This is a genomic window from Citricoccus sp. SGAir0253 (assembly GCF_005877055.1).
Classification (GTDB): Bacteria; Actinomycetota; Actinomycetes; order Actinomycetales; family Micrococcaceae; genus Citricoccus.
The window spans coordinates 546,381-569,096 of record NZ_CP039424.1; the positions used below are offsets into that span (position 1 = coordinate 546,381).

18 protein-coding genes and 1 pseudogene are annotated in these 22,716 nt (G+C 75.2%); 11 read left to right on the forward strand and 8 right to left on the reverse strand.

What is annotated here, in order from left to right; genetic code table 11:
- Positions 1-23: 23 nt before the first annotated feature.
- From E7744_RS02455 to E7744_RS02465, 3 genes are all read right to left on the reverse strand, one after another.
- Positions 24-1,136: an agmatine/peptidylarginine deiminase gene (locus E7744_RS02455; protein WP_168199729.1), complete on the reverse strand. Its 1,113-nt coding sequence runs from the start codon at positions 1,134-1,136 to the stop codon at positions 24-26.
- 174 nt (positions 1,137-1,310) lie between these two features.
- Positions 1,311-2,150 (reverse strand): GDSL-type esterase/lipase family protein, encoded by an 840-nt coding sequence (locus E7744_RS02460; protein ID WP_168199730.1) that lies wholly within the window; start codon positions 2,148-2,150, stop codon positions 1,311-1,313.
- Positions 2,151-2,283: 133 nt separating this feature from the next.
- A complete protein-coding gene (locus E7744_RS02465) occupies positions 2,284-3,348 on the reverse strand; it encodes a LysR substrate-binding domain-containing protein (protein WP_371415371.1) in 1,065 nt (354 codons plus the stop codon).
- A gap of 75 nt (positions 3,349-3,423) precedes the next feature.
- Between E7744_RS02465 and E7744_RS02470 the strand changes: the two genes are divergently transcribed.
- The 3 genes from E7744_RS02470 (at position 3,424) to E7744_RS02480 (ending at position 9,511) form a co-directional block, all read left to right on the forward strand.
- A complete protein-coding gene (locus E7744_RS02470; protein ID WP_137772753.1) occupies positions 3,424-7,185 on the forward strand; it encodes a bifunctional proline dehydrogenase/L-glutamate gamma-semialdehyde dehydrogenase in 3,762 nt (1,253 codons plus the stop codon).
- A gap of 152 nt (positions 7,186-7,337) precedes the next feature.
- Positions 7,338-8,126, forward strand: a complete 789-nt coding sequence (locus E7744_RS02475) for a TetR/AcrR family transcriptional regulator (RefSeq protein ID WP_137772754.1) — start codon at positions 7,338-7,340, stop codon at positions 8,124-8,126.
- An 89-nt stretch (positions 8,127-8,215) separates the two neighbouring features.
- A complete protein-coding gene (locus tag E7744_RS02480) occupies positions 8,216-9,511 on the forward strand; it encodes an acyl-CoA dehydrogenase family protein (RefSeq protein WP_137772755.1) in 1,296 nt (431 codons plus the stop codon).
- Between the two features lie 79 nt (positions 9,512-9,590).
- Here E7744_RS02480 and E7744_RS02485 read toward each other — a convergent pair whose 3' ends face one another.
- A complete protein-coding gene (locus tag E7744_RS02485; protein ID WP_137772756.1) occupies positions 9,591-9,806 on the reverse strand; it encodes a tautomerase family protein in 216 nt (71 codons plus the stop codon).
- A 187-nt stretch (positions 9,807-9,993) separates the two neighbouring features.
- On the opposite strand from E7744_RS02485, the gene E7744_RS02490 reads away from it, so the two are divergent.
- Both E7744_RS02490 and E7744_RS02495 read left to right on the forward strand, forming a co-directional pair.
- On the forward strand, positions 9,994-10,551 hold the full coding sequence (locus E7744_RS02490) for an acyl-CoA thioesterase (protein ID WP_137774802.1): 558 nt from the start codon (positions 9,994-9,996) through the stop codon (positions 10,549-10,551).
- A gap of 65 nt (positions 10,552-10,616) precedes the next feature.
- The gene (locus E7744_RS02495; protein ID WP_137772757.1) at positions 10,617-12,620 is read left to right on the forward strand and encodes an FMN-binding glutamate synthase family protein; all 2,004 of its coding nucleotides are present in this window, start codon (positions 10,617-10,619) and stop codon (positions 12,618-12,620) included.
- A gap of 28 nt (positions 12,621-12,648) precedes the next feature.
- Here the strand turns inward: E7744_RS02495 and E7744_RS02500 are convergent, their stop codons facing one another.
- The gene (locus E7744_RS02500; RefSeq protein WP_137772758.1) at positions 12,649-13,671 is read right to left on the reverse strand and encodes an Lrp/AsnC family transcriptional regulator; all 1,023 of its coding nucleotides are present in this window, start codon (positions 13,669-13,671) and stop codon (positions 12,649-12,651) included.
- Positions 13,672-13,827: 156 nt separating this feature from the next.
- Here E7744_RS02500 and E7744_RS02505 point away from each other — a divergent pair, with 156 nt between their 5' ends.
- The 6 genes and pseudogenes from E7744_RS02505 (at position 13,828) to E7744_RS02530 (ending at position 19,608) form a co-directional block, all read left to right on the forward strand.
- A complete protein-coding gene (locus E7744_RS02505) occupies positions 13,828-14,583 on the forward strand; it encodes a DUF5058 family protein (protein ID WP_137772759.1) in 756 nt (251 codons plus the stop codon).
- A gap of 67 nt (positions 14,584-14,650) precedes the next feature.
- Positions 14,651-15,385 (forward strand): hypothetical protein, encoded by a 735-nt coding sequence (locus E7744_RS02510; RefSeq protein WP_137772760.1) that lies wholly within the window; start codon positions 14,651-14,653, stop codon positions 15,383-15,385.
- A 97-nt stretch (positions 15,386-15,482) separates the two neighbouring features.
- Positions 15,483-16,724: an amidohydrolase gene (locus E7744_RS02515; protein ID WP_137772761.1), complete on the forward strand. Its 1,242-nt coding sequence runs from the start codon at positions 15,483-15,485 to the stop codon at positions 16,722-16,724.
- A 92-nt stretch (positions 16,725-16,816) separates the two neighbouring features.
- Positions 16,817-16,939: pseudogene (locus E7744_RS16560) on the forward strand (IclR family transcriptional regulator C-terminal domain-containing protein); the annotation flags it as partial.
- 49 nt (positions 16,940-16,988) lie between these two features.
- Positions 16,989-18,227 (forward strand): MFS transporter, encoded by a 1,239-nt coding sequence (locus E7744_RS02525; RefSeq protein ID WP_137772762.1) that lies wholly within the window; start codon positions 16,989-16,991, stop codon positions 18,225-18,227.
- Between the two features lie 79 nt (positions 18,228-18,306).
- The gene (locus E7744_RS02530; RefSeq protein WP_137772763.1) at positions 18,307-19,608 is read left to right on the forward strand and encodes an MFS transporter; all 1,302 of its coding nucleotides are present in this window, start codon (positions 18,307-18,309) and stop codon (positions 19,606-19,608) included.
- On the opposite strand, the gene E7744_RS02535 is transcribed toward E7744_RS02530, so the two are convergent.
- From E7744_RS02535 to E7744_RS02545, 3 genes are all read right to left on the reverse strand, one after another.
- Positions 19,605-19,907 (reverse strand): hypothetical protein, encoded by a 303-nt coding sequence (locus tag E7744_RS02535; RefSeq protein WP_137772764.1) that lies wholly within the window; start codon positions 19,905-19,907, stop codon positions 19,605-19,607. The genes E7744_RS02530 and E7744_RS02535 overlap by 4 nt on opposite strands.
- Before the next feature lie 74 nt (positions 19,908-19,981).
- Complete coding sequence (locus tag E7744_RS02540; protein ID WP_137772765.1) at positions 19,982-21,286, reverse strand: Ig-like domain-containing protein; 1,305 nt, start codon at positions 21,284-21,286, stop codon at positions 19,982-19,984.
- Between the two features lie 420 nt (positions 21,287-21,706).
- Complete coding sequence (locus E7744_RS02545) at positions 21,707-22,711, reverse strand: aldo/keto reductase family protein (RefSeq protein WP_137772766.1); 1,005 nt, start codon at positions 22,709-22,711, stop codon at positions 21,707-21,709.
- Positions 22,712-22,716 lie beyond the last annotated feature (5 nt).

Genomic DNA, 22,716 nt, shown 5'->3' on the forward strand with positions numbered 1-22,716 from the left:
CCCGGCGGGTGGGGGCCCGCCCGTCAGGGCCGGCGGGAGGGCTGGGGCAGGCCGACGTGCCGGACGCCCACGCCCCGGCGGTACAGCCGGTGCGCCGGGACGGGGACCACGGTGCGGCCCGGATAGGCGGCCTCGAGCAGCTGGTGGGCGCCCTCGTCGTGCGGGTCGTCGAAGGACGGGACCACCACGGCGCCGTTGACGGGCAGGACGTTGACGTAGGACCACGAGACCTGCGCCCGCGCGTCCGCCTCGGCCAGCGGGGCGACGACGGCCGCCACGTTGAGCGTGCGGCCGCGGGCGTCCGTGGCGCCCTGGAGGATCTCGAGGGCGCGCGCCGAGACCTCGTGGTCCGGGTGGGACGGGTTTTCCTGCCAGTGCAGCAGCACCACGGTGGGGGAGGCGAAGGCGACCAGCTGGTCCACCTGCCCGCCGAGCCCGCGCGGGCCGGCGTCGTGGGTCAGGCCGCCGGGCAGCCAGATCACCTTGCGGACGTCCGTGTACCGGGCGAACTCCGCCTCCACGTGGGCCCGCGTCCAGCCCGGGTTGCGCGCCGGGTCCAGCAGCACGGCCTCCGAGGCGATCACGGTCCCCTCGCCGTCGGTGACGTAGGCCCCGCCCTCGTTGACGAGCAGCGAGAGCTGGCGGCGCGCCCCCGTGAGCTCGGCGATCGTCCCGCCGGCCACGTCGTCGAGCCGGTACTCGATGCCGGGACGGCGGCCGAAGCCGTTGAAGGCCCAGTCGACCATCCCGAGGCGGTGCTGGCCCGTCTCCCGGTCCACCCCGCCCACGGTGAACGCCGGCCCGGACAGCCGCAGGAAGGGGTTGTCCATGGCCAGTGGCACCACCGGGACCAGGGGGTCCACGTAGGTGTGCACGACCTGCCGGTCCGCGGGGTCCACCAGCAGGGTGACCGGCTCGTGGTCCATGACCGCGTGCGCCACCCGCGCCCAGGCCCGGCGTGCACCCGAGAGCTCCCAGGAGTTGGCGCCCATCCGGTGGTAGTCGCGCGGGAACGCCATCCACAGGCGCTCCTGCCGCTCGGTGTCCGCCGGCAGGTGCCACGTGGTCTCCCCGCCCGCCGGCCCGGGGAAGTCCTCGACGTCCGCCTCGCCCAACGACGCCGACTGCTCGCGCATGGCTCCCTCTCCTCCGGTGCTCCACGGGGTCCCTCGCTCCGGCACGCGCGGCGTGGCGGACGACACATGCCTCATGCTATGCGAGCGCCCCGGACCCCCGGCTCCGGGGCGTCGCATGACGCGCCGGGGCCGGGGATCCCGCCTGGGGGCCCGTGCCGAGGGGCCCAGGACCCGTCAGCGGGCCAGCTGCCCCTGGCTGAGGGCGCTGCGCAGCGCCGGGTAGTAGCCGTACAGGTAGCCGAGCTGGTTCGGGTGCAGGTTGTTCGGGTCCTGCAGGTTGGCGGGGTTGAAGTAGATCCACGGGTCCGTGGAGTCCGCGCCGTGGCCGGCGAAGCGGTCGGTGACGTCCACGAAGATCGCGCCGTTGGCCTCGGCGGCGGCCCGCAGCGCGGCGTTGAGCGCGTCGGTCGCCGCGTTGAGCTGGGCGATCCGCTCGGCGGAGAGGAACGCGGTGTCCGCGCCGCCGTCGAACAGGTGGGGGTAGCCCAGCACCACGATCGTGCCGTCGGTGTTGGCGTCGATGAGCCGGATGGTCTCCCCGGCGCTGGCCGCGGCAGCGGCGATCCGGGCCGGGACCTGGGCCAGCAGGGCATCGCAGAGCGCCGGGTCGCCGAGGGTGCTGCAGGCGAGGAGGACCTGGGTCCAGCCGACATCGTTGCCGCCGAGGGTCAGGGTGACCAGCTCGGCCTCGTCGAGCGCGGCGTCCACGGTGGGGTACTGCGCGATGGCCGCGATCTGCGTGGTGGTGGCGCCGGAGCACGAGGCGTCCAGCAGGAGGTCCAGTCGCCCGGTCGACCCCAGCTTCTCGGCGGCGCTCGTCCCGGTGCCCTGGTAGCACCCCGGCACGTCCTCCGCCGGGGCGGGATAGCCGGCGCCGATGCCGGCCGAGAAGGAGTCGCCGAGGTTGACGACGTCGTAGGAGGGCTGGGCGGCGGTGGCGGGCGTGAGGGCGGCCCCCGCGACGGCGACGGAGGCCGCCAGGGCGGCGGCGGAGCGGACAACGGTGCGGATCATGGGGGGTCCTCGGGGCTCGGGACGCGGGCCGCCGGCACGGGGCGTCCCACGGGGGTCTGACAGGGGTGTCTGGACAGTACCGCGCGGCGGGCGGGTTGGTAAGCCCCGTCCCGTCAGTCGGTCCCCTCGACCGTCACGCGCCGCCCGCCGTCCGGCCCCCCACGGGGACCTGCCCCTGGGCCGGAGGAGGGCCATCGGCACCGCTGGCCTCCGCAGGACCGTCCCGACCGGCCTCGAGCCCGAGGCCCGCGGCCACCTCCTCGAGGGCCGAGCGGACGGCGACGACGGCCGGGGACCGGGCGGAGGAGGACCGGACGGAGGTGAAGACCGTGCGCAGCGGCCGGCCGTCCAGCGGGATGCGCCGGAGGCGGGCGGGGGCGTCCACCAGCATCAGCCCGGGCAGCAGGGCGACCGCGTTGCCGGAGGCGACGAGGGCGAGGTGGACCTGGAGGTCGGCGGACACGTAGCGCACGTCCGGCTCGTGGCCGGTGGACCGGCACACCTGCTCGGCCCAGTGCCGGGTGGCGGTGCCCCGCGGCTCCATCACCCACGGCAGCGGACGGTCCTCGAGCAGCCGGCGCAGCTGCGGGCCCGCCCCGCCCTCCGGGCCCGCCCCGCTCGCACCGCACTCGCCCCCCTCGCCGAGGTCCAGCCCCGCCGGGACGACCAGCTGCAGCTCGTCGCGCAGCAGCGGCCGGCGGTCGAGGCCGGGCCAGTGCGGGGCGGCGTGCCCGGGGTACTGCTCGGCGACCACCACGTCCACGTCCCGCGCCCATGTCTCGTGCAGCGCCGCCTCGGGCTCGTACTGCACCACCTCCAGGCGCAGCCCCGGCTGGCGCGCCCGCAGGAGGGTCAGCACGGGCGGCAGCACGGTGAGCGCGGCGGACTGGAAGACCGCCAGGGTGACCCGTCCGCTGAGCTCCTCGCCCGCGGAGGCCAGGGCCGCCTCGGCCTCCTCGAGGGCGTCGAGGATCGGCTCGGTGCGCTCCACCAGGGCCCGTCCGGCATCGGTGAGCTGCACGGTGCGCCCGGCCCGGCGCAGCAGCCGCGTGCGGGTCTCGCGCTCCAGCAGGGCCAGTTGCTCGGAGACGGAGGACGGCGCGAGGTTCATGGCCCGGGCCACCGCGGTCATGGTGCCGCGGATGGACAGTTCGCGCAGCAGGACCAGTCGTCGCACGTCCAGCACAAGGCCTCCCATGGTTCGGTAGAACCGAAGGATACCCTGCGGAAACGTTCGCTGGCCCGGGGGGATGTGACGGAGAACAATGTCAGCATGAGCACCCACACGACGCACTCGGTGATCCCCGACCCGGCCCCGCTGCGGGACCTCGCCCCGGCCGCCGTCGAGCAGGTCCGCGCCTGGCTGCGCGAGGCCCGGAACCATCCCGCCACCTTCTCCGCCCGCCAGCTGGCCGGCGTGCTGAAGGACCCGGCGGGACTGGACTTCACCGTCGGGTTCGTGGACCGCGTGGTCCGCCCTGAGGACCCGGCGATCGCCGCCCGGGCGCTGAGCGACCTCGCCCCGCGGACCCCGCCGTTCCTGCCGTGGCCCATGCGCGCGGCGATGGGCGCCGGCGGCCGGCTCGCCCCCGCCGTGCCCGGCCTGGCCGTCCCCGCGGCCCGGACGGTGCTGCGCGAACTGGTCTCCCACCTCATCGTGGACGCCTCGGAGGACAAGCTCGGCCCGGCCATCGCCCGGCTGCGCGACCCCGGCACCCGGCTGAACATCAACCTGCTCGGCGAGGCCATCCTGGGCCGGGCCGAGGCCGAGCGGCGCATGGCCGGGATCCGCACGCTCATCGAGCGCGACGACGTGGACTACGTCTCCGTCAAGGTCTCCGCCGCCACCGCCCCCCACGCCGCGTGGGCGTTCGACGAGGCCGTCGAGGAGATCACCGAGTCCCTGCGCCCGCTCTACGAGCTCGCCGCCGCGCAGCACGGCCAGCCCGGGCACCCCGGCCCCACCTTCATCAACCTGGACATGGAGGAGTACCACGACCTGGACCTGACCCTGGCCGTGTTCATGCGCCTCATGGACACCCCGTCCCTGCGGGGGCTGCCGGCCGGGATCGTGCTCCAGGCCTACCTGCCGGACGCCCTGGACGCCATGGTCCGGCTGCAGGAGTTCGCCGCGCACCGCGTGGCGGCGGGCGGCGCCCCGATCAAGGTCCGGGTGGTCAAGGGCGCCAACCTGCCCATGGAGCACGTCCAGTCCTCGCTCACCGGTTGGCCCGCCGCCACCTACGGCTCCAAGCAGGCCACGGACACGAACTACAAGCGCGTGCTGAACTACGCGCTGACCCCCGAGCACGTGCGCAACGTGCGCATCGGCGTGGCGGGGCACAACCTCTTCGACATCGCCCTGGCCTGGCTGCTCGTCCGGGACCGGGGGCTCAGCACGTCGCCGCAGGGGGAGCGCGCGGCGGACGTCGAGTTCGAGATGCTCCTGGGCATGGCCACCGGCCAGGCCGAGGCCGTCAAGAAGGACGTCGGCTCGCTGCTGCTCTACACGCCCGTGGTGCACCCGCACGAGTTCGACGTGGCCATCGCCTACCTGGTCCGCCGGCTCGAGGAGGGCGCCAGCCAGGAGAACTTCATGTCCGCCGTCTTCGAACTGGACTCCGATCCCGCGCTCTTCGCCCGCGAGGAGGCGCGCTTCCTCGCCTCCGTGGCGGACGTGGACACCACGGTCCCGACGCCGGCCCGCACCCAGGACCGGCGGGCGGGGGTCCCCGGACCGGTCCCGGAGCCCGTGGACGGCTTCGCGAACACCCCCGACACCGACCCCTCCCTGGCCGCGAACCGCGAGTGGGCCCGGCGGATCACCGCCGCGATCCCCGGCTCCCGGCTCGGGGTGGACGAGGTGGCCGCCGCGCGGCTGGGCAGCCCGCAGGAGGTACGCGACGCCGTCGGGACCGCCGCGGCCGCCGGGGAGCGCTGGCGCACCCTGTCCGGGGCCGAGCGCGAGCGCGTGCTGCGGGCGGTGGCGGACGAGCTCGAGGCCCGGCGCGCCGAGCTGCTCGAGGTGGCCGCCGCGGAGACCGGCAAGACCCTGGACCAGGGTGACCCGGAGGTCTCCGAGGCCGTGGACTTCGCGCGGTACTACGGGCGGCTGGCCCGCGGCCTCGACGAGGTGCCCGGCGCCCGGTTCGAGCCCTCGCGGCTCGTGGTGGTCATCCCGCCGTGGAACTTCCCCGTGGCCATCCCCACCGGCGGCGTGCTCGCCGGGCTCGCCGCCGGGGCGCCCGTGGTGTTCAAGCCCGCCGCGCCCTCGGCGCGCACGGGTGCCGTGGTGCACCGCGCCGTCGTGGAGGGCCTCCGCTCCGGGCTGACGGGCCTGGGGTGGGACGCCCGGGAGGCCGCGGACGTGGCCGGGTCCCTCGTGCGGTTCGTGACGATCGACCGGCAGGACGAGGCGACCCTCGGCCGCGAGCTCATCTCCCACCCGGACGTCGAGCGGGTCATCCTCACCGGCAGCTACGAGACCGCCCGCCGGTTCCGGTCCTTCCGGCCGGACCTGCCGCTGCTGGCGGAGACCTCGGGGAAGAACGCGATCATCGTGACCCCCTCGGCGGACCTGGACCTGGCCGCGAGGGACGTGGTCCACTCGGCCTTCGGCCACGCGGGGCAGAAGTGCTCGGCCTCCTCGCTCGTGGTCCTGGTGGGATCCGTGGCCACCTCGAGGCGCTTCCACCGCCAGCTGCTGGACGCCGCGGCGTCGCTGACCGTCGGCTACCCGGAGGACCCGCGATCGCAGGTGGGGCCGGTCATCCAGGTGCCGGGGGAGAAGCTCGAGCGCGGGCTGACGCAGCTCGGCCCGGGGGAGCACTGGGCCCTGCAGCCGCAGCCGCTGGACGAGACGGGCCGGCTGTGGAGTCCGGGCATCCGGGCCGGCGTGCGGCCCGGCTCCGACGCCCACCTCACCGAGTACTTCGGGCCCGTGCTGGGCGTGATGACCGCCGGCTCGCTCGAGGAGGCCGTGGAGCTGGTCAACGCCGTGGACTACGGGCTGACCAGCGGGCTGCACTCGCTGGAGGACGAGGAGATCGACTACTGGTTGGAGCACGTGCACGCCGGGAACCTCTACGTCAACCGCGGGATCACCGGGGCGATCGTGCGCCGGCAGCCCTTCGGCGGCTGGAAGCGCTCCGCCGTGGGCGCCGGGACGAAGGCCGGCGGACCGCACTACCTGCACGGCCTCGGCACGTGGGTGGACGCCCCGGAGACGTCGGCGGGGGAGCGGGCGGTGTCCTCGGGTGAGCCGGACGCCGCGGCCGTGACCGCGAGCGGGTCACCGAGCGGGACGCCGGCCGGGGCGCCGAGCACGGGCGCCGCCGAGGGCGACCTGCCCGCCCGGCTGCTGGCCGCCGTCGCCGAGGACCTCGACGACCGGGAGCTGGCCTGGCTGGAGCGGGCCGTGGCCCTGGACGCGGCCGCGTGGGAGGAGCGGTTCGGCGTGGCCCGGGACGTCTCCGGGCTGATGGCCGAGCGCAACCTGCTGCGCTACCGGCCGGTGCCCGTGCTCATCCGCTGGGAGTCCGGGCCGCTCGTGCACCTGCTGCGGGTGCTCGCCGCGGGCCTGCGGGCCGGGGGGCCGGTGACGCTGAGCACCCCGGAGCCGCTGGCCGCCGAGGCGCTCGACGTCCTGGTCGAGGAGGGTGCCCCCGTGGACGTCCAGGTCGAGTCCGCGGCCGCCTTCCACTCGCGGGCGCGGCAGCTCGCCGACGTCCCGCCGTCCGCTGAGGGCGGCGGCGATCCCCGGGTCCGCCTGGTGCTGGACTGGGGCGGGGCGGGTGCCGGCGCCGGACGGGCCGGCGGGGCCGAGGAGGCCGACGAGCTGGCCTCGGGTGCGGCGCGCGCCGCCGTCGTGGCCCTGCACGAGGCGGTGGACGGCTCGCCGGACCTGGCGGTGTACGCCGGCCCCGTGGTCTCGGCGGCCGACGTGGAGCTGCTGCCCTTCGTGCACGAGCAGGCCGTGTCCATCACCGCGCACCGCTTCGGCACCCCGGACGGGCTCACGGACCACCTGCTCTGAGGCCGGCGCCGGTCACCTGCGGGGTCGGCCGCCCCGGACCCGGCGCCAGGGCCAACCGTCCTGTCCCAGGAGACTCGTCCGTGGTGGTGCCACCCCGGACGAGTCTCCTGGGGCATGACGGGCGAGCGGGATCGCGCACCTAGAGTCGGGGCATGACCCAGCCCCCGCTCCATGACCCGCCCTCCTCCGCCCCGGCTGCCCGCCCGGCCGACGTGCGCTCGCGCGTGGTGGAGGCCGCCGTCGCGCTGTTCGACGAGCGCGGCTTCGAGGCGACCAGCGTGGACGACATCGCCCGGGCCGCCGGGGTGTCCCGGTCCACCTACTTCCGCCAGGTCGGCGGCAAGGAGGACGCGGTATTCGCCGACCACGGCCCCCTGCTGGACCAGCTCGCCGGGTGGATGGACGAGCGCGCCGCCCGCCCCGGCGACGACCCGTGGGGGACCGTGTGCGCGGCCTCGGAGCGCGTCTTCGCGCACCTGTCCGCGGACCTGCCCCTGGCCCGGCGCCGCTACCGCGTGGTGCGGGCGGTGCCGGCCCTGCGCGACCGGGAGATCGTCACCGAGCGCCGCTACGAGCGGCTCTTCGCCCGCTTCCTGCGCACCGCCGTGCCGGGCCTCGAGCCGGTGGACGCGGTCGGCTTCGCCGCGCTCGTCACCGCGACCCACAACCACGTCCTGCGCGAGGCGGTCCGCTCGGACGACCCCACGACCGAGGCCCACGCCCGCGCCCTGGCCCGGGCGCTGGAGACGGTGCGGCGCCGCTTCGGGGTCGCGGCGGCGGGGGAGGGGCCCGACGGCGGCCCCGCGGGCGAGGCGGGCGGTGCCGGTGCGCGCGTGGTCGTCGCCGCGTTCCCCACGACCATGCCCTCGGGAGAGGTCATCCGCCGCGTGCAGGAGTCCCTGCGCCGGGACGCCGAGGCGGGCGGGCCGGTCGAGGACTGAGAGGACCGGGCGGAGGCGCCGGCGCGCAGCGACCCCGCGGGACTGAGTTCCTCTAGACGCGGAACTGAGTCCCATCTACGATGGGCGGCATGACCGAGACCACCGCCCGCACCGACGCCCCGGCCCCCGCCGGTGAGGCCTCCCCCGCCGCCGGACTGCCCGGCGCCACCGAGCCCGGGTACGACGTGACCACCCCGCTGGACATCGACTACTACGAGGCCTTCGCGGACCTCCCCGCCGCGGACCGCGCGGTGTGGGAACGCGCCCGGGCCGCGGCCACCGCCGTGCAGGCCGAGTTCGTGGCGGCGTGGGACCGCCACGAGTACCCCGTGGCGGCCGCCGCGGGCCTGGGGCGCCACGGGCTGTTCAACGACGGGCTCGACCACCCGGAGCTGGAGCGGTTCTCCCCGCTGGCCACGGGGCTGGTCAACATGGAGCTCTCCCGCGTGGACGGCTCCCTGGGGACCGTGCTCGCCGTGCAGGGCGGCCTGGCCCTGCGCACGCTCGTGTACTTCGGCAGCGAGGAGCAGCAGCGCCAGTACGTCGGGCCGCTGGCGCGGGGCGAGGTGCTCGGCGCCTTCGCCCTGACGGAGCCGGACCACGGCTCGGACTCCGCGGGGCTCGAGACCCGCGCCACCCGGACGGAGCGGGGCTGGGTGCTGCGCGGGGCCAAGAAGTGGATTGGCAACGGGGCCTCGGGCGGGATCACCTTCGTCTGGGCCCGGGTCGAGGACCCCGGGGCCGGGGGCGGCGGCGCCGGCGACCACGGGGCGGTCCGGTGCTTCCTCGTGCCGCAGGACACCCGCGGGTACCGGGGCGAGGTCATCGCCGGCAAGGGCGCGCTGCGGGCGATCGACCAGGCCGTCATCACCCTCGACGACGTGGAGCTGCCCGCCGAGGCGCTGCTGCCCGGGGCCCGCACGTTCAAGGACGCCTCCCGGGTCCTCTACGCCACCCGGGCCGGCGTCGCCTGGTCCGCCCTGGGCCACGCGACCGCGTGCTTCGAGTCGGCCCTGGCCTATGCCACCCAGCGCGTGCAGTTCGGCAAGCGGCTGGCCCAGCACCAGCTGGTCCAGGAGCGGCTCACCCGCATGCTCTCCCAGCTCGTCTCGATGCAGCTGTACTGCGTGGGGCTCGCCGACCTGGAGGCCGCGGGCCGGCTGCGGCCCACCCAGGCCTCGCTCGCGAAGTACCACAACACCCGCACGGCCCGGGCGATCGCCGCCGAGGCGCGCGACCTGCTCGGCGGCAACGGCATCCTGCTCGAGCACGGCGTCATCCGCCACCAGGCGGACATCGAGGCCATCCACACCTACGAGGGCACCGAGTCCGTGCAGGCGCTGCTCATCGGCCGCGACCTCACCGGCTACGGCGCCTTCGCCTAGCGAGCCCTCGGCCGGGTGCGCGCGGTCCGCGCCGGACCGCACCGGGACGCGTCCGCCGGACCGGGGTCACGCGCGGGCGTCAGGGCGCCACCGGGGGCTCCCCGGTCGCCGCCTGCTCGCTCTTCAGGACCCCGCCGACGCACCAGAGCCCCGGGTCCACCTCCTGGGCCACCACGCGGACCGAGGACAGTGGCGCGTCCAGCGTGCGGGCCACCGTCTCCGCGACCTGGCGCAGGCACTCCTGGACGGTCTCGCGGTCCCGTCCGGCGACGAGGTTGATGGTGACGATCGGCATGGCGGGTCTCCGTTCTCCGGCGCCGCGGGCGGCGGCGCGCGTGGACTGGTGCGGACGATACCAAGGCCGGGAACGACGAGGAGCGAAGGGCGAGGCGCAAGGGGGCCGACGAGGTCCGGCGCCCACCGCCCCTTGCCTCCCCACCGACCCCTACCGATGGGTAACATCGCGTGCCACCATGGACCGCATGCACCTGCTCCTGCGCACCCTGCTGCTGCTCATCACCGCCCGGCGCCGCCCGCGCCTCGGCATCTTCGACGACTCGTCGCTGCCGCTCCGGGCCCTGCCCACGGACATCGACATCGCGATGCACGTCAACAACGGCATGTACCTCTCCCTCATGGACCTGGGCCGCTTCGACCTCATGGTCCGCTCCGGCGTATGGGACCTGATGCGCCGGCGCAAGTGGACACCGGTGGTGCAGGCCGAGCAGATCGCCTTCCGGAGGTCCATCACGCTCTGGCAGGACTACGCCTTGGCCACCCGGCTCGTGGGCGTCGACGACAAGGCGGTCTGGTTCGAGCAGCGCTTCGTCGTGGACGGCGAGGTCTACGTCCGCGGCTACGTGGCCACCCGGCTGGTGGGCCCGGACGGCCCGGTGTCGAACGAGGAGATCCTCGCCGCCGTGGAGCAGGAGCTCGGGCACGTCCGGCCGGCGGACCTCGAGCTGCCGGAGTGGCTGCACCAGTGGCGCCTCGACGCCTCCCTGCCCGGCTCCCGGAAGCCGGCGCCGCACCGCTGGTGAGGGCCCGACGGCGGCCGGGCGCCGCCGTCGTTCTCCACGGACCCGCGCGGTGGCACGATGGCCCCATGAACAACCGGCTCCTCCTCATCGGCGGACTGGCGACCCTGCTGCTGGTCCTGGTCGTCGCCTATCTCGTGGGCCTGTGGGCCTGGATCGTGCTCGGCGTGATCGTCCTGCTGCTGATCGGCCTGGCCGTCTGGGACATGACGCAGCGCCGGCACTCGATCCTGCGCAACTTCCCGGTGATCGGCCACGCGCGCTACCTCCTGGAGTCCATCCGGCCGGAGATCCAGCAGTACTTCGTCGAGCGGAACGTGGACGGCAAGCCGTTCAACCGGGACCAGCGCTCGCTCGTCTACTCCCGGGCCAAGGGCCAGGACGACCACAAGGCCTTCGGCACCGAGCGGGACACCAACCTCATCGGCTACGAGTACCTGCTGCACTCCACCGCGCCGGTGCCCACGCCCGAGCCGCTGCCCACGGTGCGGATCGGCGGCCCGGACTGCCGGCAGCCGTACGACATCTCGTTGCTGAACATCTCCTCGATGTCCTTCGGCTCGCTGTCCAAGAACGCCGTGCTGGCCATGAACAAGGGCGCGGGGATGGGCGGGTTCATCCACGAGACCGGCGAGGGCGGGCTGACGCGGTTCCACCGCGGCAACGGCGCGGACCTGTTCTGGGAGATCGGCTCCGGGTACTTCGGCTGCCGCACGGAGGACGGGCACTTCGACCCCGAGCGATTCGCCGCCAAGGCGGTGCTGCCGGAGGTCAAGGGCATCACCATCAAGCTCTCCCAGGGGGCCAAGCCCGGGCTCGGCGGCGTGCTGCCCGCGGCGAAGGTGACCCCGGAGATCGCCGAGGCCCGCGAGGTCCCGGTGGGCGTGGACTGCATCTCCCCGGCCTCGCACTCGGCGTTCCACACCCCGCGCGAGCTGATGCGGTTCATCGGGCGGCTGCGCGAGCTCTCCGGCGGCAAGCCGATCGGCATCAAGCTCTGCGTCGGCTCCCGCACGGACGTGCTCGCCATGTGCAAGGCCATGTGGGCCGAGCGGATCGCGCCGGACTACGTCATCGTGGACGGCTCGGAGGGCGGCACGGGCGCCGCCGCCCTGGAGTACCAGGACAACGTGGGCACCCCGCTGACCGAGGGGCTCATGCTCATGCACAACGCCCTCGTGGGCACGGGCCTGCGGCACATGATCAAGATCGGCGCCGCCGGCAAGGTCGTCTCCGGCTCGGACATCGTCAAGCGCCTCATCCAGGGCGCCGACTTCACGATGTCCGCCCGGGCCATGATGATGGCCACCGGCTGCATCCAGGCGCAGAAGTGCCACACCAACCACTGCCCCGTCGGCGTGGCCACCCAGGACCCGCGGCTCATGCGCGCCCTGGACGTGGACGACAAGGCCAACCGGGTGCACAACTACCACAAGCTCACGGTGCGCGAGGCGGTGCAGATCATGGCCTCGATGGGGGTGTCCAACCCCTCCCAGCTCACCACGCGGATGCTGCGGCGGCGGGTGGACCACCTCACCACGCGTTCGTACGCCTCGATCTACCACTGGCTGCGCGAGGACGAGCTGCTCGAGGACCCGCCGCGCGGCTGGGCCGCGGACTGGGCCGAGGCCGATCCGGACACCTTCGGCGAGCATGCACCGCTGCCCTACGCCGAGGCCGGCCCGCGCTGGCGCACCGACCTGGCCGTGGACACCTCCGCCCTGCCGGTGCGCGGATTGCGGCCCGCCGAGCCGCCCCGGCAGGCCGAGGAGGTCGAGGAGGTCGAGGCGGGGGCCGATGCCGGGGCTCCGGCCCGCGAGCGGGTCCCCGTCGGCGCCGGCCCGGGTGGCCGCGGCGGCTGGGGGGACGCTGGCGGCGACGCCGCCGAGGGCGGTGGCCGCGGTGCCGAGGAGGGCCGGCCCCAGCCGCGCACCGGCGGCAGGGCCCCGGTGCGCGACGCCGCGCCGGCGACGAGCGGGAAGGAGCCGAACCGGGGCACCCGCCGCGGGGAGACGGGGTCCACGCCGGTCGTGAGCGACGCCCCCCGCCCGGAGGGCCGCCCCGGCCGCTGAGCCAGCCGTGCCGCGATCCGGCCCGGGCTCAGCCCCAGGCGGAGCCCGGCGCGGTGTACTGGCCGGTGCGGGCGCCGTCGGGGTCCAGCCGCCAGCCCACGCGCTTGGCGATGGCCGCGATGATGACGCTCTCCCGGATCTCCAGCGTGGGCAGTTGGCGGGAGGCGGCCTGCTCCACGGTCATGATGTCCGCGGCCGAGCGCAGCCACATCATGAACGTGAAGTTCGTCCGCCCCGTGGTGGAGGCGCACAGCCGCAGGGCGCCGAGCGGGGCGAGCGCGGCCGCGGCGGCGTCGTGGTCGGCGGCGGGCAGCCGCGCGAACCACTGGCAGATCACGGGATAGCCGGCCGCGCGGTGGGAGACCTCGCACCGGAAGGACAGCATGCGGCTGTCCAGCACCCTCTGGAGCCGACGCCGCGCCGTGGCCGGGTGCAGCCCGGTCTCCTCCGCGATCCGTGTGGCCGTCATCCGGGCATCGCGGCCCAGTGCCCGCACGATCGGCCCGAACGAGGGCGGCGGTGCCACGTAGCGGGCGATCGCGTGCCGCGGGCCGGCCGCGGACCGCAGGGCGGCGCGTTGCTCGGGGGAGAGGGCGTCGAGCTGCCAGTCCCCGCCGCTGCCGTGCAGCCGGGTACAGAACGCGGACTCGTAGCGGGTGAGCCCGGGCACGCGGTCCAGCTGGGGGTACACCGACCGGGTGAGCTCGGTGGGGCCCGGCGTGATGGCGGTGAGCATCAGGTCGCGGTCCCGGTGACACTCCTCGATGGTGAACACGTCCGGGATGGCGGCGATGGCCTCGGCCACCGCCCGGCGCCGGCCGGGGGCGCACTGGACGTCGTGGAAGGACAGGGCCATCTGGTCCGGGTGGCCCACCGGATGGGCGGTGAGCCAGGCGCGCCCGCTGTCCTCGAGGCGGCGCCAGCGGTCCGCCAGGGAGGTGGGGTGCACGCCGAGGACCTCGCCGAGGACCGCCCAGGGCAGCCGGGGCCCGATCTGCAGGGCGTGCACGAGTTGCAGGTCCTCCTCGGTCAGGAGCGTGGCGCTGTCCATCTCCCCATCATTCCTGACGCGCGATGCAGATTCCGAGGGATTCCGCGTGAAGTGATGTGCATCACCTCACCATGGTACCGAGACGATTCACCGCACCGCCCCCGCCCGCGGACCGCGCCCGCCGCGCGCCGTGGCAGACCCGACGTGGAGGTCCCCATGCCCATCCTGACCACGATGGCCCCCGAGCCCAGCCCGCTGCTGATGCTCGCCAACTCGCCCGTCCTGTGGGCCTGTGCCCTGGGCGTGTTCCTGGTGATCATCGTGCAGTCGGTCATCTACGTGCGCGCCGCCCGGAAGGCCGCCCCGGCCGCCGGGATGAGCCCCCAGGACCTGCGCACCTCGTTCCGCAGCGGCGCGGTCGCGGCGGTCGGCCCGTCCCTGGCCGTGGTGCTCGTGGCCATCGCCCTGCTCTCCCTGTTCGGCACGCCCGCCGTGCTCGTGCGCATCGGCCTCATCGGCTCGGTGTCCTACGAGACCGCGGCGGCGAGCATCTCCGCCGGGACCGCCGGCGCCGAGCTGGGCGGGCCCACCTACACCCCCGAGGTCTTCGCCATCGCGTTCTTCGCCATGAGCCTCGGCGGGGCCATGTGGATGCTCGCCACCCTGGTCCTCACGCCCCTGCTGCAGCGCGGCGAGAACCGGCTGGCCAAGGTCAACCCGGCCCTGATGACCGTGGTCCCGGCCGCCGCCCTGCTCGGCGCCTTCATCTCCCTGGGGCTGGCAGAGGTGCCCAAGAGCATGGTCCACGTGCTCACCCTGGTCACCTCCGCGGCCGTGATGGGCGTGTGCCTGCTCATCGCCCGGCTCCCCGGGATGCGCTGGCTGCGCGAGTGGGGCCTGGGCATCGCCATCCTCCTCGGGCTGACCGTGGCCTTCCTGGCCCAGTCCGCCGGCCTCGGCCCCGCCGCCTGAGCCCGTCCCCCTCCACCGGCCGCCGCTGCCGCATCCCCCGCTGACGCACATCCCCCAGGAGACCCCGATGTCCACCTCCGTCACCACCGCCCCGGGCACCACCGGCATGGCCGAGTTCGAGCGCACCACCTCCCGCTGGGGCCGGCTCACCATGATCGCCGGCCTGGTGTTCTCCCTCGCCGGCCCGCTCTACCTCGTGTTCTTCGCCGACCTCGGCGTGACCGCCACCCAGCTGTTCGGCGCGTTCGCCGCCGTGGCCGGCACGTTCTTCGTCATCTGGCTCGTGGAGCCCCTGACCTACTTCCCGATCCTCGGCCCGGCCTCGATGTACCAGGCGTTCATGATCGGCAACATCTCCAACAAGCTGCTGCCCTCGGCCCTGATCGCCCAGACCAACATCAACGCCAAGCCGGGTACCCCGCGCGGCAGCCTGGCCGCCGTGATGGCGATCTGCGGGGCGGCGTCCGTGCACCTGCTCTCCCTGCTCGTCTTCGTCGGCATCCTGGGCACGTGGCTCATCAGCATCGTCCCGCCCGAGGTGACCGACGTGGTCCGCGTCTACGTGCTCCCCTCCGTCATGGGCGCCGTGATCATCCAGGCGATCGTGAGCCTCAAGCAGGTCCGCGCCACCATCGTGGCCTTCGTGGTGGCCATCCTCGTGCTGTTCGTCCTCGTCCCGCTCGTGCCGGCCCTGTCCATGGTGGCCACCGCGATCGTGGTCATCACCACGCTGGTCATCGGCTGGTTCGTGCGCAAGCGCGAGGGCAACACCGGCCAGGACGTGACGCCCGAGGCCCCGTGAGCCCCCTCAGTCCCCGGCGGGCGGCGTAGCATCCGAAGCGGCGCCGCCCGCCGGCCCACCCCCGAGACTCCCCGCCGCCGCCCGAGAGGAACCCGCGATGTCCACCGACCAGAGCCTGCAGCCCGCCGACCGCCTCGAGCTGGGGGAGGACCTGCGCGCGCGGATGCTGGAGTTCTACCGGCACCTGCACGCGAATCCCGAGCTGTCGATGCAGGAGCACCGCACGGCGGAGTTCATCGAGGCCCACCTGGACACGCTCGGGATCGAGCACGTCCGGGTCGGCGGCACCGGCGTCGTGGGCGTCCTGCGCAATGGGGACGGGCCCGTCGTCGGGTTCCGGGCGGACACGGACGCGCTGCCGATCGAGGAGGACTCGGCCGTCGCGTACCGGTCCACGGCACGCGGCACCCTCGAGGACGGCACCGAGGTGCCCGTGATGCACGGCTGCGGCCACGACACCCACGTCACGGCGCTGATGACCGCCGCCGAGGTGCTGGCCGCGGACCGGGACGGCTGGGCCGGCACCGTGCTGCTGATCTTCCAGCCCGGCGAGGAGACCGCCGCCGGGGCGAAGGCCATGGTGGAGGACGGGCTGTGGGAGAAGGTGCCGCGCCCGGAGGTGGTCTACGGCCAGCACGTGATGCCCGGGCTGGCCGGCACCGTGGAGATCGTGCCCGGCGCCGTGATGGCCTACGCCGACTCCTGGAAGGTCACCCTGTTCGGCGAGCAGTCCCACGGCTCCCAGCCCCAGGACTCCATCGACCCCATCGTGCTCGGCGCCCACATCGTCACCCGGCTGCAGTCCATCGTCGCCCGGGAGATCCACCCGCGCCGGGCCGCCGTCGTGACCGTGGGCACCTTCCACGCGGGCCTGAAGGAGAACATCATCCCGGCCAGCGCGGAGTTCACGCTGAACATCCGCACCATGGACGACGACGTCCGGGAGCGGGTGCTGGCCTCCGTCCGGCGCGTCATCGCCGCCGAGGCGGCGGCCTCCGGCGCCCCGGAGCCGCGGATCGAGGAGCTGTACCGGTTCCCGCGCAACTTCAACGACCCCGCCGAGACGGAGGCGCTGACCGGCGTGCTGCGCGGGGTTCTGGGCGAGGGCAACGTGCTCGAGGCCGAGCCGAAGATGGGCTCCGAGGACTTCGGCGCGCTGCCCGCGGCGCTGGGCGTGCCGAGCGTGTTCTGGTTCTTCGGCGGCTTCGACCAGGCGACCGTGGACTCGGGGACCATGCCCGTCAACCACTCCCCGCGGTTCGTGCCCGTCCCCGAGCCCACCCTGTGGACGGCGGCGACGGCGGCCCTGGCAGCGATCCGGAGCAAGGTCGCCCGCTGAGGCGGGGCCGGCCGGGAGGGCCGGCGCCGCAGTGCCCTTGTCCGGGGGACGCCGCCGACCACGTCGCTACGGCCGGTCCCACGCTCCGGCCCGTGCCGTCCGCAACGATCACGGGCCCGGCCGGCCTGGGGACCATACTGGAGGCGGTCCGGGAGCGGGGTGACGCCACCTCGCGCGAGGAGGGCGCCGAGGGGATCCGTGCCGTGGCCGTCCCGGTCCGCAGCCGGGGCCGGGCCCCACGAGACCAGGAGGACAGGCAGCGGCATGGCAGAGCGATTGACGGCGAGGCCCGGCGAGGCGCCGGCGCCCGGGACGGCCCTGATGGTCGTCCTGCTGCTCACGATGGGCGTCGGCCCGCTGCTGAACTACGGCCTGTCCTCGACGAGTGCCCTGCTCATCGACGACCTGCGGATCACCCCGTCGAGCTTCGGCCTGCTGATCACGGTCCTCTTCCTCAGCGCCGCCGCCGCGTCCATGGTCCTGGGGCGGCTCGCGGACGTCCTCAGCATCCGGGCCCAACTGGTGTTCAACTTCGGCGGCACCGCGCTGGCCCTGCTCGTCTCCGCGATCGGGCCGCAGTACTGGATCCTGATGGTCGCGATGGTCCTCGTCGGGCCGGCCCAGGTCATCGCCAACCCCACCACCAACCGGGTCATCTACCAGGCCGTCCCGGCGGCCAAGCGGCCCGGCTGGATCGGGATCAAGCAGTCCGGCGTGCAGGTCAGCCAGCTGGCGGCGGGCGTGCTCTTCCCGCCTGCCGTGCTCCTGGTCGGCTGGTCGGGCGCGGCGGTCGGCGCCGCCGTGGCCGTGCTCCTGCTGCTGTGGTGGTCCCTCGGCCACGTCCCGCCGGAACCGCCGACGGACTGGGGCCGGCTGCGCACCGCCGCCCGGTCGGCCCTGCGCCGGCGCCGGCCCGCCGCGTCGGTGCCGCTGCCGCTCACCGTCTGGCTGTTCACCGCGGTCGCCTTCGTCTCCGGAGCCGGGACGCAGGCCACCAACGTCTACCTGCCGCTGTTCGCCGTCCGGGAGATGCAGTACAGCCTGGTCGTCGGCGGGTTCGCCGCGGGCCTGTCCGGGGTGATCGGCGTGGCCAGCCGCGTGGGCTGGGGCCGGCTGCTGGGCCGGGGACGGGCACCGGGGGCCATCCTCGTGCTCATCGCCTCCGGCGCGCTGCTGGGCATGGCCAGCATGGTCGGCGCCGCCCTCACCGGCTGGGTCCCGCTCTTCTGGGCCGGGGTGGCGCTGCACGGCATCACGGTGCTCGGGACGAACGTGGTGGTGAACGCCGGGACCATGCAGGCCGTGGGCCGCGGCCAGATCGGCGCCGCCTCGGGCGCCACGACCATGGGCATGTACGCCGGCTTCGCCGTGGGCCCCTTCGGGATGGGCCTGGTCGTGGAGTTCTCGGGCGGATTCGCCCTGGGATGGATCCTCGTGGGCGTCGCCTACCTCCTGCTGCTGGTCCTGGCCCTCCTCACCCTGCGCGCCGGACGCCGGGCCTGAGCCGCCCCGCATCTCCCGTCCCGTCCGTCCCGCCCCGTCCTGCCGGGCGGACGGAGGCGCCCGGACTAGGCTGGAGACCATGGCGAAACGTGGCTCCCTGACCTGGCTGTGGGTCATGGTCGCCGCGGCCGTCCTCACCCAGACCGCCCTGAACCTGCTCCGCCCGGTCACCAGCTACAAGCTGCTCACCCTCGGGGCGGACGAGACGGCTGTCGGCCTGGCGACCGCCGCCTACGCCATCGTGCCCCTCGTCAGCGCCATGTGGCTCGGCCGGGTCACCGGCCGGCTCGGCTCCCTGCGCGGCATGATCGCCCTGGGCGCCGCCGTGATGGCCGCGGCCGGGGCGGCCCTGGCCTGGAGCGACTCCGTCCTGCTCGTCATGGTGGCCTCCGCCCTGCTGGGCATGGGGCACCTCGTGTTCACGATCGCGGGCCAGGCGGCGATCGGCCGCCGCGCGCCGGCCGAGCTGATGGACGCGGCCTTCGGCTGGTTCACCGCCGCCTTCTCCGTGGGCCAGATGGCCGGGCCCCTGCTGTCCGGGCTGATCCTCGGCAGCGTCCCCCTCGCCGCGGCGGCGGCCGGCGGCGGCCTGGACGCCGAGATCGGCTGGGCCCTCTGGCTGGGGGCGGGCGTGGCCCTGCTCGCGGTGCCCGTCATGTACGCCCTCCGGCCCCCGGCCCCGCACCGCACCGGCCCGACGGCGGCCGGCGCCTCCCCGGGGGCGGAGGCCGGACCCGGGCCCTCCTCCGTGGCCCGGGCCACGGTGCCGCGCATCCTGCGGGTGCCCGGGATCCCGTCCCACATGCTCGCCGCGCTGGCCCTCCTGGCCGTGATCGACATCCTCACGGCGTTCCTGCCGCTCGTGGGCGAGGCCGCCGGCGTGCCGCCGCTGTGGGTCGGCATCCTGCTGGCCGTGCGCGGCGGCGGCTCCGTGCTGTCCCGTGTCTTCCTGCCCTGGTTCTCCGCGCGCTGGTCCCGCAACGCGCTCGTGCTGGCCGCCCTGTGGATCTCGGCGGCCACGATCGCCTTGGTCCCGCTGGCGCTGGAGCCCCTGGACGCCCTGTGGCTCGCCGTGGCGCTCATGGCGGTGGGCGGCGCGTTCCTCGGCCTGGGCCAGCCGCTGACCATGACCCTCATCTCGCAGGCGGTCCCGGACAGCTGGCGCGGGGCGGCGCTGGGCCTGCGGCTGGTCGGCAACCGGCTGGGACAGGTCCTGCTGCCCGCGGCCGCCGGCCTCGTGGCCGCGCCGCTGGGCCCGGCCGGGGGCGTCTGGTTCGCGTGCGCGGTGCTGGCCGCCTCCGGCACGGAACGGCTGCTCGGCGGCCGGGCCCGGGGGACCGGCACGCCCTCGGGCGGGGCGGGCGGGAACGGCGGGGACTAGCCCCGCTCGTCCTCGTCCAGGTCCTCGTCGTCCTCGGACGCCCAGTCGCCGTCCTCGTCCGGGTCGTCCTCGCCGGTGGAGTCCTCCCGGCCCTCCTGGTAGTCCGGGATCCCGTTGTAGTCCTCGTCCCCGTCCAGCAGGAACGTGTCCCGCTTCAACGGGTCGATCGCGTCCAGCGTGTCGGGATCGTCGGACGAGCCGAAGTCGACGGTGCCGTCCCGGCCGTCCGCCGGCTCCTCCAGGTCGTTCTCGGGTTCCTCGATGAACTGCTGTTCCAGTTCGTCCTCGTAGCGGGCCACCGCGGACCTCCTCCATCTCGGGCGGCCCTGACTGGGGCTGTTCCCGCCGTCACCGGCCGCGTCGTGGCCCCAGTCTAGTGCTGGCGACGTCCTCGCGGCAGGGCCATCACGGCCAGTCCGGCCAGGGCCATGAGGAGTGCGCCCACCCCGGCGAACAGCCATCCGGAGGCGCCCAGGACCTGGGCGCCGGGCCCGCCCGCCACGGCCGCCGCCGCGGGGGAGGCGTCCTCGGCGGAGGCCGATCCGGCGCGGGCGGCCGACCCCGCGGCGGCCGAGCGCACGAGCCGGCCGGTCCGCTCGAGGGTGCGCTCGGCGCCCTGGGCCACGGCGGAGGGGATGACGTCCCGCCACGGGGACGCCGCGGTGGGGCCGGCGGCGGGCACCGGGGCGACCGGTCCGCCCGCCGTGGGCGCCCCGCCCGGGGCGTCCGGTGGCGCCGGGGCCTCCGGGCCGGCCTCCCGGCCCGCGTCGGGGGCCGCTCCCTCCGGGCCCGAGGACCTGCCGTCGGCGGCGCCGCCCGGGGTGTCACCCGCGGTTCCGCCGTCGGTCCCGTCACCGCCGCCGGGCGTGCCCGGGGCCGCTGGGCCGTCCGTGCCGTCGTCCTCGCCCGGACCGGCCGTCGCCGGCTGTCGCGGCGTCCCCGCCGGCGGCCGGGACGGGGTGGCAGGTGCGGAGTCCGGGGCGGAGGGCGTGCCGGGCACTGCGGGGGACATGCTCGGGGGCGCGGGGGTGGCCGGGGCCGTCCCCGTGGGCTCCGGTGCCTCGCCGCCGGGCCCCGGGGCCGACGTCGGGCTCGCGGCGGGGGCGGTGGGCTGCGGTTCCCCGGCGCCCGGCGTGGGGGAGGCGCTCGTCCCGCTGGGCGAGGGGGTGGGCGTCGGCTCGGGGGCGGGGGGCGCCTCCTGGACCAGCACGGCGATCTCGCAGTTGGCCTCCGCGCCGTGGTCGTCCACCGCCGTGACCGGGACGCCGTCCTGGCCGGTCCGCCCCGAGGGGGCCGTGTAGGTCACCACGTGGCCGGACACCGTGGCCTGCACGCCGAACATGGACGGTCCGGTGCGCAGCGTGACCGGGTCGCCGTCCGGGTCCAGGACCGAGACGCGGATGGACTCCGTGGCCCCCGCCTGTGTCACCACGCCCGGGCAGTCGGCCTGCGGCGCGCCGTTGCCGGGTGATGGGGACTCCGTGGGGGACGAGGAGGGCGAGCCGGCCGCGGACGAGTCTGGGTCACCGTCCGGGGAGGCGGACCCGGCGGGGGCCGGTCCTGACAAGGAGGAACCGGAGGGGACGGCGGCGCCGGCCGCGGCGGGGCGGAGGGGTCCCGGGGCCAGGGCGGGGAGCAGGAGGGCGGCCGCCAGGGCCGTCCCCGTGCCGATCGCCACGATGCGGGCCGCGGTGCCGCGGGCCGCACGGCCGCGGGGGGCGGGGCGCGGCGGCCGGGCGCCGGGATCCGCCGGGACGACGGGAGCGGCCGCCGGCGACAGGCGGAGGGCGGAACGGATGGGGGAGGGGAACCGGCACCGGCCACCCCGGGACGCTGATCGTGCTGCGGTGGTGGTCATTCAGGTGCCCCCCGGCGCTGAAGTGAGTTGGCCCCGTGCCGTCCGCCCCGTCGGGCGGGACGGACGGCACCGGCGTATTCGTGATCATACCGTGATCTTTGCCGAGGCGCATCACGTGCCCGTCACGCCCCGGGACCGGCCCACGCCGGGGATCACGCCCCCGGTGCCCCGGCGCGGGGGCCACCCGGGGCGGGGGAGGCGGGCCCGATGGCGGTCCGGCGCGCCGGCCGGGGCAGGGGCTCAGGCCACCCGGGCCTCGGGGACGGCCACCTTGGCCGGGTCGTCCGTGACCACGTGGCCGATCGCGGCGTCGACCGCGCCGAGCGTCGCCTCGTCCAGGACCAGCCCGGAGGCCGCCACGTTCTCCGCCACCTGTCCGGGCCGAGAGGCGCCCACGATCGCGCCGGCCACGTTGGGATTGGCCAGCACCCAGGCGATCGCCAGCTGGCCCATGGTGCAGCCGAGGCCCTCGGCGATGGGGCGCAGCCGCTGCACGGCCCCCAGCACGTCGTCGCGCATCCAGCCGGCCATGGCCTTCTGGCCGCCCTTCTCGTCCGCCGCCCGCGAGCCGGCGGGCGGCTGCTGGCCGGGCAGGTACTTGCCCGTCAGCATGCCCCCGGCCATGGGGGACCAGACGATCTGGGAGACGCCGAGGTCCTCGCACGCCGGGATCACCTCGGGTTCGATGACCCGCCACAGCATGGAGTACTGCGGCTGGCTGGAGATGAGCTGGATCCCGAGCGAGCGCGCCATGGCGTGGGCCTCGCGGATCCGGTCCGCCGGCCACTCGGAGACGCCGATGTACAGTGCCTTGCCGGCGCGCACCACGTCGGCGAAGGCCTGCATGGTCTCCTCCAGCGGGGTCTCCACGTCGTAGCGGTGCGCCTGGTAGAGGTCGACGTAGTCCATCCGGAGCCGGCGCAGCGAGCCGTCGATCGACTCGAGCACGTGCTTGCGGGACAGGCCGGTGTCGTTGGGTCCCTTGGGGCCGGTGGGCCAGTAGACCTTGGTGAAGACCTCGAGGGACTCCCGGCGCTCGCCTGCCAGCGCCTCGCCGAGGACCTCCTCGGCCCTGCCGTTGGCGTAGACGTCGGCGGTGTCGAAGCTGGTGATGCCGTTGTCCAGGGCCGCCCGGACGCAGGCGTGGGCCGTGTCGTTCTCCACCTGGGACCCGTGGGTCAGCCAGTTGCCGTAGATGATCTCGGAGATCTTGAGTCCGCTGTTGCCCAGGTACCTGAATCGCATGGCCC

Excerpts from the sequence above, each read along its gene's own strand:
- E7744_RS02460 (WP_168199730.1), bottom strand. The coding sequence starts at position 2,150 with ATGATCCGCACCGTTGTCCGCTCCGCCGCCGCCCTGGCGGCCTCCGTC.
- E7744_RS02495 (WP_137772757.1), top strand. The coding sequence starts at position 10,617 with ATGAACAACCGGCTCCTCCTCATCGGCGGACTGGCGACCCTGCTGCTG.
- E7744_RS02475 (WP_137772754.1), top strand. The coding sequence starts at position 7,338 with ATGACCCAGCCCCCGCTCCATGACCCGCCCTCCTCCGCCCCGGCTGCC.
- E7744_RS02480 (WP_137772755.1), top strand. The coding sequence starts at position 8,216 with ATGACCGAGACCACCGCCCGCACCGACGCCCCGGCCCCCGCCGGTGAG.
- E7744_RS02465 (WP_371415371.1), bottom strand. The coding sequence starts at position 3,348 with ATGGGAGGCCTTGTGCTGGACGTGCGACGACTGGTCCTGCTGCGCGAA.
- E7744_RS02470 (WP_137772753.1), top strand. The coding sequence starts at position 3,424 with ATGAGCACCCACACGACGCACTCGGTGATCCCCGACCCGGCCCCGCTG.
- E7744_RS02505 (WP_137772759.1), top strand. The coding sequence starts at position 13,828 with ATGCCCATCCTGACCACGATGGCCCCCGAGCCCAGCCCGCTGCTGATG.
- E7744_RS02490 (WP_137774802.1), top strand. The coding sequence starts at position 9,994 with ATGCACCTGCTCCTGCGCACCCTGCTGCTGCTCATCACCGCCCGGCGC.
- E7744_RS02500 (WP_137772758.1), bottom strand. The coding sequence starts at position 13,671 with ATGGACAGCGCCACGCTCCTGACCGAGGAGGACCTGCAACTCGTGCAC.
- E7744_RS02455 (WP_168199729.1), bottom strand. The coding sequence starts at position 1,136 with ATGCGCGAGCAGTCGGCGTCGTTGGGCGAGGCGGACGTCGAGGACTTC.
- E7744_RS02485 (WP_137772756.1), bottom strand. The coding sequence starts at position 9,806 with ATGCCGATCGTCACCATCAACCTCGTCGCCGGACGGGACCGCGAGACC.
- E7744_RS02510 (WP_137772760.1), top strand. The coding sequence starts at position 14,651 with ATGTCCACCTCCGTCACCACCGCCCCGGGCACCACCGGCATGGCCGAG.
- E7744_RS02545 (WP_137772766.1), bottom strand. The coding sequence starts at position 22,711 with ATGCGATTCAGGTACCTGGGCAACAGCGGACTCAAGATCTCCGAGATC.
- E7744_RS02515 (WP_137772761.1), top strand. The coding sequence starts at position 15,483 with ATGTCCACCGACCAGAGCCTGCAGCCCGCCGACCGCCTCGAGCTGGGG.
- E7744_RS02530 (WP_137772763.1), top strand. The coding sequence starts at position 18,307 with ATGGCGAAACGTGGCTCCCTGACCTGGCTGTGGGTCATGGTCGCCGCG.
- E7744_RS02525 (WP_137772762.1), top strand. The coding sequence starts at position 16,989 with ATGGCAGAGCGATTGACGGCGAGGCCCGGCGAGGCGCCGGCGCCCGGG.